Source organism: Helicobacter sp. 12S02634-8, assembly GCF_002272865.1.
Classification (GTDB): domain Bacteria; phylum Campylobacterota; class Campylobacteria; order Campylobacterales; family Helicobacteraceae; genus Helicobacter_J.
Window position 1 is genome coordinate 14267 of the sequence record NZ_MLAP01000007.1, and the last position, 17556, is coordinate 31822.

Below are 17556 nucleotides of genomic sequence, written 5' to 3' on the forward strand. Positions count from 1 at the left end.
TCCCTTGCATAGTTGGTTTGGTTTGGTCTAGCTTTTTTCGCTGCTGATGATGGTGCGCAGATAGCCATTTTCGCTCAACATCACATAAAGTTGGCCCAGCACCTCTTTTTTTGTATCTTCATCAATCTCTTGATTGTCTTCAATCCTTTGCTTGAGTATGCGCTCGATTTCTTTTGTATCATAATCAAGATCATCAAGCACATCAAGGATAGTCTGGGCTTCTAGGAGGTTTTGGATTTCATAGCCTTTGTTGAGTTCATCATCAAAGACAACGCTAAATTCAGTGGGGTGGGTGAAGAGATTGTGCCGCATACCAAGGACTTCTTGATAAGCTCCCACGAGGAAAAATCCCAAAAAATATTCTTCTTTAGTCACATCAACATCGTGCAAAAATAATGGCTTGCCTGAGTTGAAAGCGATTTCGCCATCGCTATCACAAGTGATATCCCATAGGCTTGCGCTGCGTGTGGGGCGTCTGTTGAGTCTGTTGAGTGGCATTACAGGGAAGTTCTGCCCTAAGCCCCAATAATCAGGCAGGCTTTGGAAAAATGAGCAGTTCAAAAGGTATCTTTCTTGGACTTGCTCTTGGATACGAATAATATCGTTGTGGTTTTTGTATTTCAAAAGCTTGATGACCTTTTTGATGATGAGATGCACCAACACTTCAGTATTGCTTCTGTCTTGTAAGTCGATATAGCCCAAATCAAAGAGCGTGAGTAGCGATTCCATATGATCAAAGCTATCGTGCAGGTATTCGATGGCATTTTTTTCACTCATGCTTTGGTAGAGATCGAGCATTTCTTCGATCAAGGGTGGGTTTTTTTCTTTGAGTTTGAGGGCTTTTTCGTCATATTCTTGGGAAAAAAGCTCCAAAACAGGGGCAATCAAGACAGCGTGATTTGCAGAGATATACCGACCAGATTCGATGAAAATATCAGGTTCGAGCTCTTTTTTGTTTTTTACAATTTCTTTGAGTAAAAACACCACATCTCCACTGAATTCGCTCAAAGTATAGTTGCGATTGTTGTTGCCCTCGTGTTGGGTGTATTCGACAGCTAACCCCCCACCGATATTGACACAAGTGAGATTGCCTGCTCCCATTTTTCGGAGCTCAGCATAAATATTCCCCACTTCACGGATCGCTTTTTTGAGTGGAGAAATATCACTGATTTGGCTGCCGATATGGAAGTGGATCATCGTGAATTGCCCTAAAAGCTTGGAGTCTTCGAGCAGTTTGATGGCTTCAAGCAGTTCTGTGCTTGTGAGTCCAAATTTGGAGTTGATACCCCCGCTTTTTGCCCAGATACCTGTTCCTGTGCTATGGAGTCTGATACGCAGCCCGATTTTAGGATAAGGGGTGCCCATCTCTTTGGCGACTTCGATAATGGTTTCAAGCTCGTTGAGTCCTTCAATAGTGAGTGTGATATCGTGTCCCATATTTGCTGCGATGAAGCCAAGGCTAATCATTTCTTTGTCTTTGAAGCCATTGACAGTGATAGGGGAGTTTTTGTTGGTATAGGCCATTGCGATGATGAGCTCTGATTTGCTCCCTGCTTCTAGTCCATAGCACTGATCTTGACTGCAAGCTACAAGTGGGAGGACAAAGTTTGGCATTTGATTGACTTTGAGCGGGAATACGGCTTTGAATTTGCCTTTGTATTTGTATTCTTGGATTGAGGCTTTGAAGGTGGCAAAAATCTTTTCAATCTGTTTTTGTATGAGATGGGGGAAACGGATCAGCATAGGACCTTTATAGCCCTTTTCTCTGACTTCATTGACAATATCGATAATAGCGGGCTTGCCTTTGTGATTGACTTTGACGACACCATCATCAATGATAAAATCTTCATTTGACCAGAATTTGATACCATAATCGACCATAAGATGATCCTTTGATAAATTTTCTCTCTTTTGGAGTAAATTATAACATTTATATGGGATTTTAATGTAGGGTTTGTATAATCAAAGCCATATGTATGACTCATTGTAAGGATTATTATGCTAGAAATCAGTAATCAGACGCAAAAGACCTTTGATTATACCTTGCTACACCAAATAGCCCAAAGCCTTAGCACAAGGGATATAGAGCTTATTTTAAGTGGTGATAAACAAGTTGCTGCGTGGAATCATGAGTTCCGATCTAAACCTGAAACGACAGATGTGCTGAGCTTTCCTTTGGAGGATATGGGTATTGTTGGTATGCCTTTGCCTTTGGGGAGCGTGGTGATTAATGTCGATATGGCACAGAGGGTTGCTAGCGAGTTGGGGCATTCTATAGAGGCTGAGATTGCTTTGTTGTTTGCTCATGGGGTGTTACATCTTTTGGGCTACGACCACGAAAAAGATACAGGCGAGCAGCGGCAAAAAGAAGAGGAAATTATTCAAATATTTTCTTTGCCCAAAAGTTTGATTTTAAGAAATGAATAAATATATTACTTTTTTGCACCACTATAGTCGTGTTAATATTGTCTTGCTAGAATCTAAAAGTTCCCTCAAATATGATGGGTTACACACTTGTCTGCAGAGGCAAGTTACAAGTAAACGATCAAGGTAAAAAGGTAAGAATATGGAAGTAGCACAATCATTGTTAGATATTATTGGAAACACCCCGCTGCTGCGATTGCAGAAGTTTTCGGCAAAATATGGTGCCAATATTTTTGGGAAATGTGAATTCATGAACCCCAATAGCTCTGTCAAAGATAGAATTGCCTTGAATATGGTGATGAAGGCTTTAGAAGAAAAAAAGATCACTTTGAATACAACGCTCATTGAGCCAACAAGCGGGAATACAGGTATTGGACTTGCTTCAGTGTGTGCGTCTTTGGGGATCAAGCTGATTTTGACAATGCCAAGTTCGATGAGTATTGAACGGCGTAAATTGATGACTATGCTTGGTGCACAACTCGAACTCACAGCCCCTGAAAAGGGAATGACAGGTGCTGTGCAGAGGGCGTTGGAGCTTTCTGAAGAAATCGCTGATTCTTACATACTCCAGCAGTTTGAAAACCCCAATAACCCTCAGATCCATCGCCAAACTACAGCCAAAGAAATCGTTGATGCGCTCAAAGGAGATATTGATGTGTTTGTCGCTGGAGTGGGCACGGGGGGCACGCTTACAGGTGTTGGTAGAGTGCTTCGGGAGCACAATCCTAGTGTCAAGATTTTTGCCCTTGAGCCCGCACTCTCGCCTGTCCTTTCTGGAGGTAAGGCTGGGGCGCATAAAATACAAGGTATCGGACCGGGCTTTGTCCCTAAAAATCTCGATACTTCTTTGTATGATGGGGTGCTGGAAGTCCAAACTCAAGATGCTTATGAATTTGTTTCGATGGCAGCTAAACAAGAGGGGATTTTGATTGGTATTTCATCGGGGGCAAATCTATGGGCTGCTACGCAGTTGGCTCAAAAATTCCCGGGCAAAAATATTGTTACAATGCTCTGTGATACTGCAGAGAGGTATTTGAGCACGGAATTGTTTGATACACCCCACCATCATTTTTAAATAAAGGATTTTCAATGCACCCACCATCAAAAACTCATGACACACTCGCTCCCTCTTGCGTGAGGTTAGACCCCATTGATAAGCAAAAGCTCGAAGAACTTGCTTTAAGTGGCAAACAAAACCCCAAAGTTATCAAGACCTTGAAGTGTAAAACTATCGCAGAGGGGCGATTCAGACACGCTAATTATATCCGCAATCTTGAGCCTTATATCGTTGATGAACCACCCACTCTATTGGGCGATGATACAGCGCCCAATCCTAGTGAAGCGCTCTTAGCAGCATTGGGGAGCTGTATTGCTGTGGGGATCCACGCTAATGCTATCGCCCAAAATATCGTGATTTCTAAGCTAGAGCTTGAGCTAGAGGGGGATTTAAATATCACAGCTGTTTGGGGGGTAGGGGATCTTGATACAAGCAAGCCTTTGGGCTTTACTGATATTAGAGTCAAAGTCCTTTTAGAGAGCAATGCTTCAGAAGAAGTGCAAAAAGCCCTGATCGCACACGCTAAAAAATGGTCGCCTGTGGCCAATACTTTAATGCGTAATGTGTGCTTAGAAGTGGAGTGAAATTTCTAGGGATTTAGATATTTTTTAAACTCCAATCAAAAGGTGCTTTGCCTTGGAGTTTAAAGGTCATTTGCGCTTGCAAGAAGACTCCACTGCCTAAGAAGCCCTGTGCAAGGGGGCTAGGGTGTGGGGCTGTGATGATGGTGTGTTTATTTGTATCAATGAGAGAAGCCTTTTTCCTTGCATAATTCCCCCAAAGCATAAAAACCACCTGATGGCAATGCCTAGAAACACATCGTATGATACTATCGCTAAAGTTTTCCCAACCAAAGTGGGCGTGTGAGCCGGGTTTGCCTTTTTCAACACTAAAAATCGCATTGAGTAGCAAAGCCCCTCGAGCACACCAAGCAGATATATCTCCGTGGTTGGGAATCTCAAAGCCAATGGAGTTGTGGAGTTCTTTGTAGATGTTTTTAAGGCTTGGGGGAATAGGGGCTTTGGGCGGCACACAAAAGCACAGACCTGTTGCTTGAGGGATTTGCACGCCATCAGAGATAAAGCTCCCGTGATAGGGGTCTTGACCTAAAATCACGATTTGGACTTTAGAGGGTGGGGTGAGATTGAGGGCATTGAAAGTGAGCTTGCTGGGTGGGTAGATGATCGCTCCTTGGCTCTTTGCTTTGATATAGTGTGATTTGATGGTGCTAAAATAGGGCTTATCAAATTCTTCTGCAAGCAGTGCTTGCCACTCTGGGGTGATTGCAAGTGTATTGCGTGGCATAAATTTCCTTAATCGCTAAGATTTTGAGATGATTTCTAGGGCTTGGATCACTCTGAGGACATGTTCTTTTTGGGTTTGATGGGAAGTTTTGTCTGAGATGGTTTCATAAAATGTAGCAATGGAGGAATCCAGTGCCATAAAATTCTCTAAAATAGGGATTTCTTGCTGCCCTAGCTTGTAAGCGATCATTTTTTGATACAAGCTGTTTTTGTCAAATTCATCTTTGATGATCACGCCTGTATCAAACAAGGTGATTTTATCCCTTTTGGTATCATCATAAATAGCTGTTTTTTTCTCCCCTCCAATAATCATTTCGCGCACCTTTATGGGCGAGAGCCAAGAAACATTGATTGTGATAATGACTCCGTTATGGAGTTCTAAATTGATATTAGCAAGGGCGTCATTGGGGTAGTTGCGATATTTTTTTGAAAAAGTCTTAGATTTTTTGATATCAAGTCCGATGAGGTAATCGATGATGGAGAGATCGTGGATAGCTAGATCCCAGATGACATCGACACTGCTTTGGAAAAGCCCTAGATTAATGCGTCGGGAGTTGATATAGACAATATCGCCAAAGGTCGCAATATGTTGTTTGAGCCATTTGAGCGCAGGCGAGTATAAAAAGGTATGGTCGCAGTGGAGTGTGCGCTGCACTTTTTGCGCGAGGTCATAGAGTGCGTAGGCTTCTTGAATATTGGTGCTTAGAGGTTTTTCTACAAAGACGTGTTTTTTAGCCTTTAAAGATTGGCTTGCGAGCTTGTAGTGCGTGTGTGGGGGTGTGATGATGAATATGGCTTCTATTGTCTTGTCTTTGAGGATAGAGTCAAAATCAGCATAAAGTTCAAAACAATAGGTTTTTTGGGCTTCAATGACTCTTTGAGTGTCTGTATCAAAGATAGTTTTTATCGTAAAATAGTTGCTTGTTAGTAAGCTTTTGGCGATATTGATCCCCCAATAGCCATAACCGATAATCGCTGCTTGCATAATCATAGCCCCTTGAGGGGACGGAGTTTTTTAGCGGGGTTGCCTGCATAGATACCTTTTTGTGTGATGTCTTTAGTGACCACACTCCCTGCCCCAATCACGACACCATCACAGATATTCACAGGGAGTATGGTAGCGTGCGTGCCGATAGAAACATTATCTCCGATGACAGCACCCTTCCAGCCTTGCTTGTCTTTTGCGGGTTTTCCATTTTCAAAAAGATCATTGACAAACATCACGCCATGGGCGATGAAGCAGTTTTTGCCAATACGCACCAAAGAGCAGATAAAGCTATGGCTTTGGATTCTTGTATTTTCCCCGATCACGACATCAGATTGGATTTCTGTGAAGGGGCCGATAAATACATTATCAAGCAGTGTGCAGCCATAGAGATTGCAAGGGGTGATGATATGGACATTTTTGCCATGAGTGACATCTTTGATTTGAGAGGGAGAGGTTTTCATTGCGCTTCTTTGAGTTTTTGGATTTTATCTTCTATCATTTCGAGTTCTTCGCCTAATTTTTTGAGTGTATTGAAAGTTTTTTGAGCATTTTTCTTATAGCCCTCAGGAATATCTAGGAGATAAAGACTCTCGATATTTACGGTGTTTTCACCACTTTGTTCATAGATTTTTTTTAGGGCATTTTCCCCATCTTTGCCAAAAAAATAACAATACAAGGCAATGGCCATTTGCTTGTTTTTTGCCCTGAGTGTGATGATCCCAGCATTAGCGACACAGCAGCTTTTGAGCTCGCCTAAGAGCGTGATTTTAGGGGAAACTCCTCGCAAAGAAAGCAAAATATCATAAGACTGCAGGGCATATTTTTTGATTTTGGTCTTATCTCCATAGTATTTTTTGTTTTCAAAATTCTCTGTGATACCATAAGGTTTGAAATCAGCAATCCCCACATCATAGTATTCTATCGGCGTATCTTTGGGACTTCCATAGACTCTTTGTCCTCTGAAAATCTCAACACCCAGTGATTGGAGCGTATCGGTGTGCGTGGGCGTGTATATCCGATTGACATAGGTTTGTGCCCTCAAGTCGTGGGTTTGGATATGTTCAATGGGGGTGAGCGTGGAATAGGTGGTTTGGAGCTTTTGTTTGAATATATTGGCTAGCTCATCGATATGGATCAAGCGATTGTATTTCCCATCTTTGCGATAAAAATATTCATGATTGGCATTGATATGCAAGATATTTTTGTTTTCAGGGGAGATGACTAGGATTGAGAATTCATAATTTTGATGGGGGAATATGTTTTTGGGTAGTTCGATGATTGCTTCAATCATCTGCTCTCTGCAGAGCTTTTCGCGCAATTTTTCTTCCAGAGATGATTTTTGGAGTGTTTGGTTGCGTATGATAAAGACACCTCGCTTTTTGAGATGGGTGAGGGCGTGGGTTAGAAAAATGAGTTCGGGGTAGTTTTTGACTAATATGCCCATTTTGCCAAAGCGCTCATCTTCTTTGAGATATTCTATACCCATATGTGCGTATAATGGGGGGTTGCATAATACTTTATCGAACTTTTCAAATCCGTTTTTTGTCTTAAAAGTTGGCTGTTTTAAGATGTCATTGACGCAGAGTTTTGTGTCTTTGATTTGGGCTACTTGGGCGACTAGATGGGCGATATTAGAGAGCCGTTCATCGAGCTCTTCACCATAGAGTTTGATATCTAAAGTCACACTACCGATACTCAAAAACACGCTTCCAATCCCATAGCAGGGGTTGTAGATTTCATCATTTGGCATGATGTCTAGGAGGGAGATGAGGAGTTGATTGACCTCTAGGGGGGTGGAGTAGTAATAGAGTTTGTTGGAGGTTTTTTTTTGGGTGATGGTATGGAGGAATTGTTCGATGATCTGGTTGTCTAGTGGGGTCTGATCGATAATTTTTAGGATTTTTAAGATATTGATATTGGGATTTATCCCGACATAAAAAGCAGGCTTTATAAGGCTTTGGATAAGAGTTTTTAGATTTTGATAGAGTGTGTCTTTACGCATTTCTTGGTGGATAAGGGATTGGAGTTCTTTGGGTCTTTGGATTTTGAGGATAAAAAGCTCTAGAATAATACTCATACTATCGAGCATATCGATGTGATAACGTTTCAAATATTCAAAGCAATCCAGCAATTTTTTCATCAATCTCCAATCTATCGCGCCTTTATTTTTGGGCGTGGCTGTTTATAGAACAATCAATATAGTATCTAGCAATCATAGTATTTGGGGGCTATTTTATCATAATCTCTAAAAAATGCACAATCAAAGAAAATCTAAGCTGTTTTTGGTAGAATCTCTATGAAGCGAGCAATCAAGCCAAATGCGCTCAAAGAAAGCTTTTGATGACACAAGGAGTGGGTAATGCTACAGATATTTCCAGCAATTGATCTCAAAGATGGCAAGGCTGTGCGGTTATACAAGGGCGAGATGGCGAGTGCTAAAATCTATGGGAGTGCGCAAGATTTTGCAAAGAAGTTTGAAGATTTTGGTGCAGAGTGGGTGCATATCGTTGATTTGGACGGAGCGTTTTGCGGTAAGCCTAGCAATCTTTCTGTGATAGAAGAGATCAAAAAATCTTGCAAGATTAAAATCCAGCTTGGTGGGGGTATCCGCGATGAAGCAACGATTCAAACCTATGTAGAGATGGGGATTGATCGCTTGGTGTTGGGGTCTGTGGCGATGCGTGATCCTGATTTCACCCAAGCTATGGCACAAAAATATCCCATCGCTGTAGGTATCGATGCTAGAGATGGCAAGGTCGCTACAGAGGGGTGGGTGCATACAGGGGAGGTGAGCGCTGTGAGTTTAGCAGAGGAATTTAGCCATACAGCAATCCAAGCACTGATTTGCACAGATATAAGCAGAGATGGGGCTTTGAGTGGGATTAATATTGATTTCACTCTCCAGATTGCACAAGCAAGTCAATGCTTTTGTATCGCTAGTGGGGGCTTTAGAGATGAGGGGGATTTAGCAAGGCTCAAGGAGCGTTTTGAAGAGGCACATATCAGAGGTGGTGTGATTATTGGCAGGGCTTATTATGAGGGCAAGATTGATTTGGGGGCAGTGTTGCAACGCTTTGTTTAAGAGAAATTAGCCAGAGATGATTGGTGGCAGCAGATGGCAATATTTGTGATTTGATGAATTTGTGCTATGATTCTGCATAGTAAATTTGGGTGGTGGGGTTGGTTGCTTTTAAATTTTGGGTTGATGCTTAAGGAGTGAAAATTGAAGCTTTTAGTCGTAGATGATAGTTCAACAATGAGAAGAATCATAAAAAACACACTGCAGCGTTTGGGCTATGATGATATCTTAGAAGCTGAGCACGGCGTGGAAGCGTGGCAACTTCTTGATACCACTGAAAATATTCAAGTTCTTATCACAGATTGGAATATGCCTGAGATGAACGGGCTAGAGCTTGTCAAAAAGGTGCGTGCAGATAGCAGATATGGAGATATTCCCATCATTATGGTGACAACAGAGGGTGGCAAGGCAGAAGTGATCACAGCCTTGAAGGCTGGTGTGAATAATTATATCGTTAAGCCCTTTACACCGCAGGTATTGAAGGAAAAACTAGAAGCTGTTTTAGGGATCAATGACTGAAATTGATGCAAGAATATTATTTTGAAATGGTTTTATGGGTCAGTGAGTGCCCTGAGGTATTTGCAGATTTTTTGATCGAACATACAGGAGGGGCTATCGAAGAAAGAGAGCCCCCAAAAGACCCAATGGCAGATATGGCGATATTATCCCAAAAATGCCATTATATCCATACTCAAGCCCTCCCTCAAGTAGCTAAAATCTTTGTTATTTATACAGACAAAGACCCCAAGACTGCTCTAATCCCTGATTTGCATGAATTTTGTTCGATTGTATCTGTGCGTTTGGGCTATCCTGTAGGTGCAGCTTATGCAATCAAGCAGTGCAAAAATCAAGATTGGATACAAAGCTATCAAGACAGCATTACCCCCATCACTTGCGGGCAGTTCCATATCCGACCGAGCTGGCACCAAAAAATAGAGGGCAAGATCGATATGATCATCGACCCAGCCTTAGCATTTGGATCAGGCCATCATAGCAGCACAGCGATGGTTTTACAAATGCTTTCTTCTATGTCTTTAGAGGGCAAAGATGTCCTTGATGTGGGTTGTGGGAGTGGTATTTTGTCGATTGGGGCTAAAAAATTAGGCGCAAGGGTGCATTTATGCGATACAGACCCACTTGCTATTGATGAGAGCTATAAAAATTTTGCCCTCAATGGTTTGTGTGTTGATGGGATTTGGGAGGGCTCTATCGACAAAGCCCCACAAAAATATGATATTATCATTGCAAATATCCTTGCAGATGTGATTAAAATGCTCTATGGTGATTTTCTTTTTGCGCTCAAGCCGCAGTCTATTTTGATTCTATCAGGGATTTTGGAGGATTACAAGCAGTCTGTTTTGGATACATTTAAGGATTTTAGAGTGCTTGAGATTTCAGACAAAGATGAGTGGGTAAGCATAAAACTTACTCAAAAATAATATAATTTAGAATTGATACGAAAATTTTAGAAACGAGGGAAAAATGGCACAAAACAACAATCAAAATCCAAACAACCCAAATAATAAAAAACCCTTCACGCAAAACCCCGTGTTGTTGTTTATTGTTTTTGTTGTGATTGCTCTGATTGCTTTTCGCGTTATGGGTCCACAAGAGGGTGGATTGGCAGATCGCTTTGGCTCGACGACGACAAAAAATATCGATTATTATGACCTCAAACAACTCATCAAAAATAAAGAAGTTGAATCTGTCAGTATCGGACAGACCATCATCAAAGCCCGCGCTACTCTCAATGGACAAAAGATAGTCTATGTAGCAAAAAAGGTGCAAGATGCATCTTTAGTCCCTCTGCTAGATGAGCAAAAAATTAAATATAGTGGTTTTAGTGAATCGAATTTTTTCACAGAAATGCTAGGTTGGCTGCTCCCTGTGTTTATTATTTTGGGATTATGGATGTTTATGGCAAATCGTATGCAGAAAAATATGGGTGGAGGGATTTTTGGTATGGGGAGCTCAAAGAAGCTTGTCAATGCCGAAAAACCAAAAGTCAAATTTGATGATATGGCAGGGAACGAAGAGGCCAAAGAAGAGGTTGTTGAAATTGTGGATTTTCTCAAATATCCTGATAGATATGCATCTTTGGGGGCAAAAATCCCTAAGGGCGTCTTGCTTGTAGGCCCTCCGGGGACGGGAAAGACTCTTTTGGCAAAGGCTGTGGCTGGTGAGGCAAATGTCCCGTTTTTTTCTATGAGTGGGAGTAGTTTCATTGAGATGTTTGTAGGGCTTGGTGCGAGCCGAGTGCGGGATTTGTTTGAAATGGCTAAAAAAGAAGCCCCTAGCATTATTTTTATTGATGAAATCGATGCGATTGGGAAGTCTAGGGCTGCAGGGGGTATGATTAGTGGGAATGATGAACGGGAGCAAACACTCAACCAGCTTTTGGCTGAAATGGACGGCTTTGGCTCAGAAAATGCCCCTGTGATTGTGCTAGCAGCTACAAACAGACCTGAAGTCTTAGATCCTGCGCTACTCAGACCGGGCAGATTTGATCGGCAAGTTTTGGTGGATAAACCCGATTTTAATGGCAGGGTAGAGATATTAAAAGTGCATATTAAAAGTGTGAAATTGGGTAGAGATGTTGATTTGCAAGAGATTGCAAAGCTCACAGCTGGGCTTGCAGGGGCTGATTTGGCAAATATTATCAATGAAGCAGCCTTGCTCGCTGGGAGAGCAAACCAAAAAGAAGTCAGTCAAAAACATCTCAAAGAGGCTGTAGAGAGGGGTATTGCAGGGCTAGAGAAAAAATCTCGGCGCATTTCGCCTAAAGAAAAAAAGATTGTCGCTTATCACGAAAGTGGGCACGCTGTTATTTCTGAGATGACTGAGGGCTCTGCTAGGGTGAATAAAGTTTCTATTATTCCAAGAGGTATGGCTGCGTTGGGCTATACACTCAATACGCCTGAAGAAAATAAATATTTGATGCAAAAGCACGAGTTGATTGCAGAAGTCGATGTGTTGCTAGGGGGGCGTGCTGCTGAAGATGTGTTTTTGGGCGAAATCTCTACAGGGGCTAGCAATGACCTTGAGCGGGCTACGGATATTATCAAATCGATGGTGAGCTATTATGGTATGACAGATGTGAGTGGGTTGATGGTTTTAGAAAAGCCTAGAAATGCGTTTTTGGGTGGTGGCATGGGGAGTGCGCGCGAGTTCAGTGAAAAGACAGCTGAAAGTATGGATAGCTTTATCAAAAAGACACTCAATGACCGCTATATCCATGTCAAGCAAACCTTGCAAGATTATAAAGAAGCGATTGAAAAGATGGTCAAGGAGCTTTTTGAAAAAGAAGTGATTGATGGGGCGAGGGTGCGAGAGATTATCGCAGAATATGAAACACAAAACCAGTTGCAGACACGATTAGTCAGCAGGGAAGAAAACTAAGATAAGAAGAAAGCTCAGATATGACTAGCACGCAGTTTATCGCAAAAGAGGGCTATAGGGGAGTGGTGGTTCTTTTTATATGCGTGCTTGTTTGTTGGTGGTTGGGCTGGGAGTTTTTGGGCTTTTTGGCTTTTGTGTGCTTGGTTTTGTGGTTTTATGCTTTTAGAAATCCTGAGCGCTTGCCTGAAGATCGCTTGAATTCTATTGTGCTTGCTCCTATTGATGGTAAAATCACGCAAATCACATCACTAGAGGGGTCAGTTTGCCTTTGTATCAAGGTGGGTTGGTTTGATGTGGGTGTTTTGAGGGCGCCTGTAGATAGCTTGTCTTATCAGATTACAAAACGCAATGGTCTGTTCTTGCACTTTGCTCAAGAGGGGCTCAAAAACAGACTCAATACAAAGATTGTCTTTTCTTCTGATGAGCAGAATTTATTTGATATGGAACTATTCCCTGAATTCTTTACATCAGCAAGATTGTATGCAAAAAAGGATTTCATCGCTAATGAGCGTATGGGGTTTATGAAACTAGGGAGTGTTTGTGTCAAATTTCCTGCAAATTTTTTAGATCTCAAAGTCAATGTCGGTGATACAATTAAAGGTGGAGAAACCTTGATAGGATATATAAAATGAATATCAATCCCTTATACGCACTCCCTAATCTTTTCACAGCAGGGAGTATCTTTTTAGGTGTCATGAGTATTATGCTCTCTTCAAATGCTATGTTTGAGGGGTCTTGTTGGTTGATTGTCGCGTCTATGGTTTTAGATGGGCTTGATGGCCGTGTCGCACGGATCACGCGCACTACAAGTAAATTTGGCGTGGAGTTTGATTCGCTTGCTGATGTGGTTTCTTTTGGGGTAGCGCCTGCTATGCTGCTGTATTTTTATATCGGTGGGGAATATGGGCGGTATGGGATCATTGTTTCTGCGTTGTTTGTGATATTTGGTGCGATACGATTGGCACGATTTAATATCGCTACAAGCGAGAGTGAGCCCAATTCTTTTATCGGTCTGCCGATACCTTCTGCGGCTGTGCTTATCGTGCTTTGGGTGCTTGTAGATGTTAAGTATGGTATTTTTGGAGTTGAATACGGCTATTGGATACTTGTGGCTGCTTTTGTCTTGAGTGTTTTGATGGTTAGCAATATCCGTTATCCTAGTTTCAAAAAAATCAAATGGAATCTCAAAACTTTTATCGTGCTTTTGATATTTTTAGCCATTGCGTTTGTCAAACCCAGAGAGGTTTTCAGTATTTGTATGACACTTTATGTGGTGTATGGGATTTTGCGATGGGTGGTTTTGATGGTGAAAATGTTTCTCAAAAAGATCTGACAAGTCAGATGATCAGATATAAAGCTATTTTTAAGAATATAAAAGATACCCTAAAAACAAAATTACTTTCAAAAAGGTGGATTGTATGAGCGATTTTATGATGATCACTTATCATTGCAGCAAAAAAATCTATTCCACCCTCCTCCTGATACTCTAGCTCTTAAATCTAACTGATTGCATACGAATACAAATAATTTTAAAACAAAACAAAAGGATTGATGATGTCTGAAATGATTAAGATTTTTGATACGACTTTAAGAGATGGCGAGCAGAGTCCGGGTGCTTCGATGAATATTGAAGAAAAAATCAAAATAGCTAAGCAGCTTGAAAAGCTCGGTGTGGATATTATTGAAGCAGGTTTTGCTGCTGCGAGTCCTGGGGATTTTGAGGCGATCGATCGTATCGCACAAATTGTGCGAGTCAGCACGATTTGCTCTTTATCTCGCGCAGTAGAAAAGGATATTTTGAGTGCTTCACAAGCCTTGCAGCACGCACAAAAAAAGCGCATACATACTTTTATCGCTACTTCACCTATCCATATGGAATACAAACTCAAAATGAAACCCGATGAAGTGATCAAAAGAGCAGTCAATGCCGTGGCCTATGCGAAAAGCCTTGTTGATGATGTGCAGTTTAGCTGCGAAGATGCTTCTAGGAGTGATATAGGATTTTTAAAAGAGATTTTAGAAGCTGTGATACAAGCAGGGGCTAAGACGCTCAATCTCCCTGATACCGTTGGGTATGCGCTCCCTTTTGAGATGGCAAAAATGATTGCTGAACTGAGTGCGTTTGTGGGGGATAGGGCTGTGCTATCGGTGCATTGCCATAATGACTTGGGGCTTGCTGTGGCTAATTCTATCTATGGAGTGCAAAATGGCGCTAGACAAGTTGAATGCACTATCAACGGGCTAGGTGAGCGCGCAGGGAATACAGCGCTTGAAGAGGTCGTGATGATTCTAAGGACAAGAAAGGAGCTTTTTGCCAGCTTAGATACACAGATTAAGACCCAAGAAATCTATTCTTCTTCCAAGCTAGTGGCTGATATTACAGGGATCAGACCTCAGCCCAATAAGGCTATCGTGGGGCAAAATGCCTTTGCACACGAAAGTGGTATCCATCAAGATGGTATGCTTAAAAATCCTGAAACTTATGAGATCATTAAGCCTGCAGATGTGGGGATTATCGAAACAAATACATTGGTGCTAGGCAAGCATTCAGGCAGAGCAGCTTTTAGGGATAAAATCAAGTCTTTGGGCTTTAGCGTGAGCGAAGAAGAGCTCAATGGAGCATTTGAACGTTTTAAGAGTCTTTGTGATAGCAAAAAACAAGTCTTTGATGATGATATCCGTGCGATTTTAAATGAAGAAACTACGCATATCCCACAAGTATTTTCTTTAGAACTCACCCAGATTTCTGCGAGCTCTATGGGCAAGTATTGCGCGGCTTTGAGTATCAAAAGAGATGGGATTGAATACAGCGATTGCGCGTTGGGTAATGGGAGTGTGGATAGTATCTTAAAAAGTATCGATCGTATCAGTGGTATCAAGGGGAATCTCAAAGACTATCGTGTCGAGTCTATCAGCAGTGGCAAGGACGCCTTAGCAAAGGTGGTAGTCAAGGTTGAGTTTGAAGAGGGCAAGCCTGCAATCATTGGCCATGGGCTAGATATTGATACAATGAGTGCTACAGCTAAGGCTTATGTCGCTGCTTTGAATAGCTATTTGAGTATGAAAGACCTCATCGCAGATAAAACAGGCACAATGTGTTTGTAAGCACAGGGAGTAGGTCGTGAAAACAAAGAGGTTTTATATCGAGGGAATGACTTGCACAGCGTGCTCAAGCGGTATCGAACGCTCTTTGAAGCGCAAGGAATTTGTTGCAGAGATTGAAGTCAATTTGCTTGCAAAGACTGCAAAAGTTACTTTTGATGAAAATCAAGGCAGTCTTGAAGAAGTTTTTGCGCAGATAAAAAAGCTCGGCTATACACCGAGTATCCAAAAGCAAGAGCAGCAAAAAAATAGCCTACTCACTCCAACTATCAAGGTTGTTTTGAGTATTGTTTTCACATTGGGTGTGCTCTATCTTTCAATGTTTGCGATGTTTTTTGATACTTGGGTGCCAGAGAGTTTGCTAGAGCCTAAAGTCAATGGAATATTGCAGCTGATTTTTACGCTTGTGGTGATGCATATGGGGCGGGATTTTTATTTCAGAGGGATAGGGACGCTTTTACACGCCCAGCCCAATATGGATACATTGATTGCTATTGGCACAGGCAGCGCGTTTGCTTATAGCTTGTATTTGCTTATTAAAGTGTTGATGGGGTTGGAGGTAGAGGGGTTTTATTTTGAGAGTGTGTGCGTGATTATTGTGTTTGTTTTGTTGGGAAAAATGATTGAAAATCGCTCCAAAATCCACGCTACTGATGCGATCAAAAGACTTCTAGCACATACTAGTAAAAGTGCTATCAAAATAGAAAATGGACAAGAAGTGTCTATTGATATCAATGCGATTGAAGTGGCTGATATTATCAAGGTGCTGCCAGGAAGCCATATCCCTGTTGATGGGGTGATCACACAAGGAGAGTCCAATATCGATGAATCAATGCTCTCAGGCGAGGTGCTATCGGTATTTAAGGGCGTGGGGCAGGATGTGTATTCTGGCACAATCAATACCGATCGGACATTTTTAATGCGCGCAAGCAAGTCTTCTCAAAATAGCACACTCCATCAAATCATACAACTGATACAAAACGCACAAGAATCCAAAGCCCCCATTGCTAGGATTGCTGATAGAGTTTCTGCTGTGTTTGTCCCTATTGTCATTGGGATTGCTATTTTGGCAGGGATTTTTTGGTGGGTGCAAAAAGATTTCGGGTTTGGTTTGGAGATTTTTGTTTCTGTGCTTGTGATTTCTTGTCCGTGTGCATTGGGGCTTGCTACACCGATGTCAATCATGATTGGTGGGGGCAGGGCAGCGTATGGTGGGGTATTTTTTAAAAATGCTAAGGCCTTAGAAAATGCACAAAAAGTGAGTGTGATTGTTTTTGATAAAACGGGGACTTTGAGCGTGGGTAAGCCTGTGGTGCAAGAAGTCATACTTTTAGATACTTCAAAAAGTAAAGAAGAGATACTCGCGTTTGCTAGTGGTGTGGAGCTAGGGAGTGAGCATATCATCGCGCAATCGATTATTCAATATGCCAAAGACTTGCATATAACGCCCAAAGATGCCAGAGATTTTGTGGCTAAAGCTGGATATGGGATCACAGCTAAGGTCGGAGAGAGGGTCATCAAACTCGGCAATATGGAAAGTTTCAGACTCGCCCAGCCTTTAGAAATGGCTCAAAAGGGCATTATGGTGTTGGTGGGAGAAGAGAAGCAAGAGGGCGATGTGCTTTGGGGGGCGATTGTCCTTGCTGATATGTTAAAACCTCGCATCAAAGAGCATATTGCGACACTCAAGGCAATGGGGATAAAAACGATTCTTTTGAGTGGGGATAATCTTTCAAATGTGCAAGCTATTGCTGAGGCAATACAAATTGATACAGCCATTGCAAATGCTAAACCTAAGGATAAAGTAGAAAAAATCCAATCCCTGAAAAAAGACCACGCCGTTGTGATGATGGTAGGTGATGGCATGAACGATGCGCCTGCGCTGGCTAGTGCTGATGTGTCTGTGGTGATGGGGAAAGGGAGTGATGTGAGCGTGCAAGCTGCTGATATTGTGGCCTTTAGCAATGATATTAAATCTGTCATCAATGCGATTGCACTTTCTTTGGCTACGATTAAAAATATCAAAGAAAATCTATTTTGGGCTTTTTGCTATAATGTGGTTTTTATACCTTTGGCGTGTGGGGTGGCTTATGGAGCAGGTATTTTACTCAACCCAATGATTGCTGCTTTGGCGATGAGTTTGAGTAGCTTGAGTGTTGTCGCTAATGCCCAAAGATTGAGAAAATTCAAATTTAAGGACTGA

General features: G+C 41.9%; 16 protein-coding genes. 11 read left to right on the plus strand and 5 right to left on the minus strand.

What is annotated here, in order from left to right; translation table 11 throughout:
• Positions 1-27 precede the first annotated feature (27 nt).
• Positions 28-1941 (minus strand): arginine decarboxylase, encoded by a 1914-nt coding sequence (gene speA / locus BKH46_RS05540; RefSeq protein WP_275542181.1) that lies wholly within the window; start codon positions 1939-1941, stop codon positions 28-30.
• A gap of 57 nt (positions 1942-1998) precedes the next feature.
• Between speA and ybeY the strand changes: the two genes are divergently transcribed.
• The 3 genes from ybeY (at position 1999) to BKH46_RS05555 (ending at position 4065) form a co-directional block, all read left to right on the plus strand.
• Positions 1999-2427, plus strand: coding sequence for an rRNA maturation RNase YbeY (gene ybeY / locus BKH46_RS05545; RefSeq protein ID WP_095225846.1), 429 nt, complete (start codon positions 1999-2001; stop codon positions 2425-2427).
• Between the two features lie 139 nt (positions 2428-2566).
• Positions 2567-3499 carry a cysteine synthase A gene (cysK, locus tag BKH46_RS05550; RefSeq protein WP_095225847.1) on the plus strand — a complete coding sequence of 311 codons (933 nt, stop codon included), beginning with the start codon at positions 2567-2569 and terminating at the stop codon, positions 3497-3499.
• Between the two features lie 14 nt (positions 3500-3513).
• On the plus strand, positions 3514-4065 hold the full coding sequence (locus BKH46_RS05555) for an OsmC family protein (RefSeq protein ID WP_095225848.1): 552 nt from the start codon (positions 3514-3516) through the stop codon (positions 4063-4065).
• A 13-nt stretch (positions 4066-4078) separates the two neighbouring features.
• On the opposite strand, the gene ung is transcribed toward BKH46_RS05555, so the two are convergent.
• Genes ung through BKH46_RS05575 form a run of 4 tightly spaced genes read right to left on the minus strand, consistent with a single transcriptional unit; the run spans position 4079 to position 7913 of the window.
• A complete protein-coding gene (ung, locus tag BKH46_RS05560; RefSeq protein ID WP_095225849.1) occupies positions 4079-4786 on the minus strand; it encodes a uracil-DNA glycosylase in 708 nt (235 codons plus the stop codon).
• A 15-nt stretch (positions 4787-4801) separates the two neighbouring features.
• Positions 4802-5770: a Gfo/Idh/MocA family oxidoreductase gene (locus BKH46_RS05565; RefSeq protein ID WP_253248311.1), complete on the minus strand. Its 969-nt coding sequence runs from the start codon at positions 5768-5770 to the stop codon at positions 4802-4804.
• Positions 5771-5772: 2 nt separating this feature from the next.
• Positions 5773-6234 (minus strand): acyltransferase, encoded by a 462-nt coding sequence (locus tag BKH46_RS05570; RefSeq protein ID WP_095225851.1) that lies wholly within the window; start codon positions 6232-6234, stop codon positions 5773-5775.
• Positions 6231-7913, minus strand: coding sequence for an N-6 DNA methylase (locus BKH46_RS05575; RefSeq protein WP_095225852.1), 1683 nt, complete (start codon positions 7911-7913; stop codon positions 6231-6233). The genes BKH46_RS05570 and BKH46_RS05575 overlap by 4 nt, the downstream gene beginning before the upstream one ends.
• Before the next feature lie 219 nt (positions 7914-8132).
• Between BKH46_RS05575 and hisA the strand changes: the two genes are divergently transcribed.
• From hisA to BKH46_RS05615, 8 genes are all read left to right on the plus strand, one after another.
• On the plus strand, positions 8133-8855 hold the full coding sequence (gene hisA / locus BKH46_RS05580) for a 1-(5-phosphoribosyl)-5-[(5-phosphoribosylamino)methylideneamino]imidazole-4-carboxamide isomerase (protein WP_095225853.1): 723 nt from the start codon (positions 8133-8135) through the stop codon (positions 8853-8855).
• Between the two features lie 141 nt (positions 8856-8996).
• Positions 8997-9371 (plus strand): chemotaxis response regulator CheY, encoded by a 375-nt coding sequence (locus BKH46_RS05585; protein WP_095225854.1) that lies wholly within the window; start codon positions 8997-8999, stop codon positions 9369-9371.
• A 5-nt stretch (positions 9372-9376) separates the two neighbouring features.
• Positions 9377-10291, plus strand: a complete 915-nt coding sequence (locus BKH46_RS05590; protein ID WP_095225855.1) for a 50S ribosomal protein L11 methyltransferase — start codon at positions 9377-9379, stop codon at positions 10289-10291.
• A 43-nt stretch (positions 10292-10334) separates the two neighbouring features.
• The gene (gene ftsH, locus BKH46_RS05595; protein WP_095225856.1) at positions 10335-12251 is read left to right on the plus strand and encodes an ATP-dependent zinc metalloprotease FtsH; all 1917 of its coding nucleotides are present in this window, start codon (positions 10335-10337) and stop codon (positions 12249-12251) included.
• A gap of 20 nt (positions 12252-12271) precedes the next feature.
• On the plus strand, positions 12272-12883 hold the full coding sequence (locus BKH46_RS05600) for a phosphatidylserine decarboxylase (RefSeq protein ID WP_095225857.1): 612 nt from the start codon (positions 12272-12274) through the stop codon (positions 12881-12883).
• The gene (gene pssA / locus BKH46_RS05605) at positions 12880-13584 is read left to right on the plus strand and encodes a CDP-diacylglycerol--serine O-phosphatidyltransferase (protein ID WP_095225858.1); all 705 of its coding nucleotides are present in this window, start codon (positions 12880-12882) and stop codon (positions 13582-13584) included. Before BKH46_RS05600 ends, pssA begins: the two co-directional genes overlap by 4 nt.
• Before the next feature lie 218 nt (positions 13585-13802).
• Positions 13803-15356 (plus strand): 2-isopropylmalate synthase, encoded by a 1554-nt coding sequence (locus tag BKH46_RS05610; RefSeq protein WP_095225859.1) that lies wholly within the window; start codon positions 13803-13805, stop codon positions 15354-15356.
• A 16-nt stretch (positions 15357-15372) separates the two neighbouring features.
• Positions 15373-17556 (plus strand): heavy metal translocating P-type ATPase, encoded by a 2184-nt coding sequence (locus tag BKH46_RS05615; RefSeq protein WP_275542178.1) that lies wholly within the window; start codon positions 15373-15375, stop codon positions 17554-17556.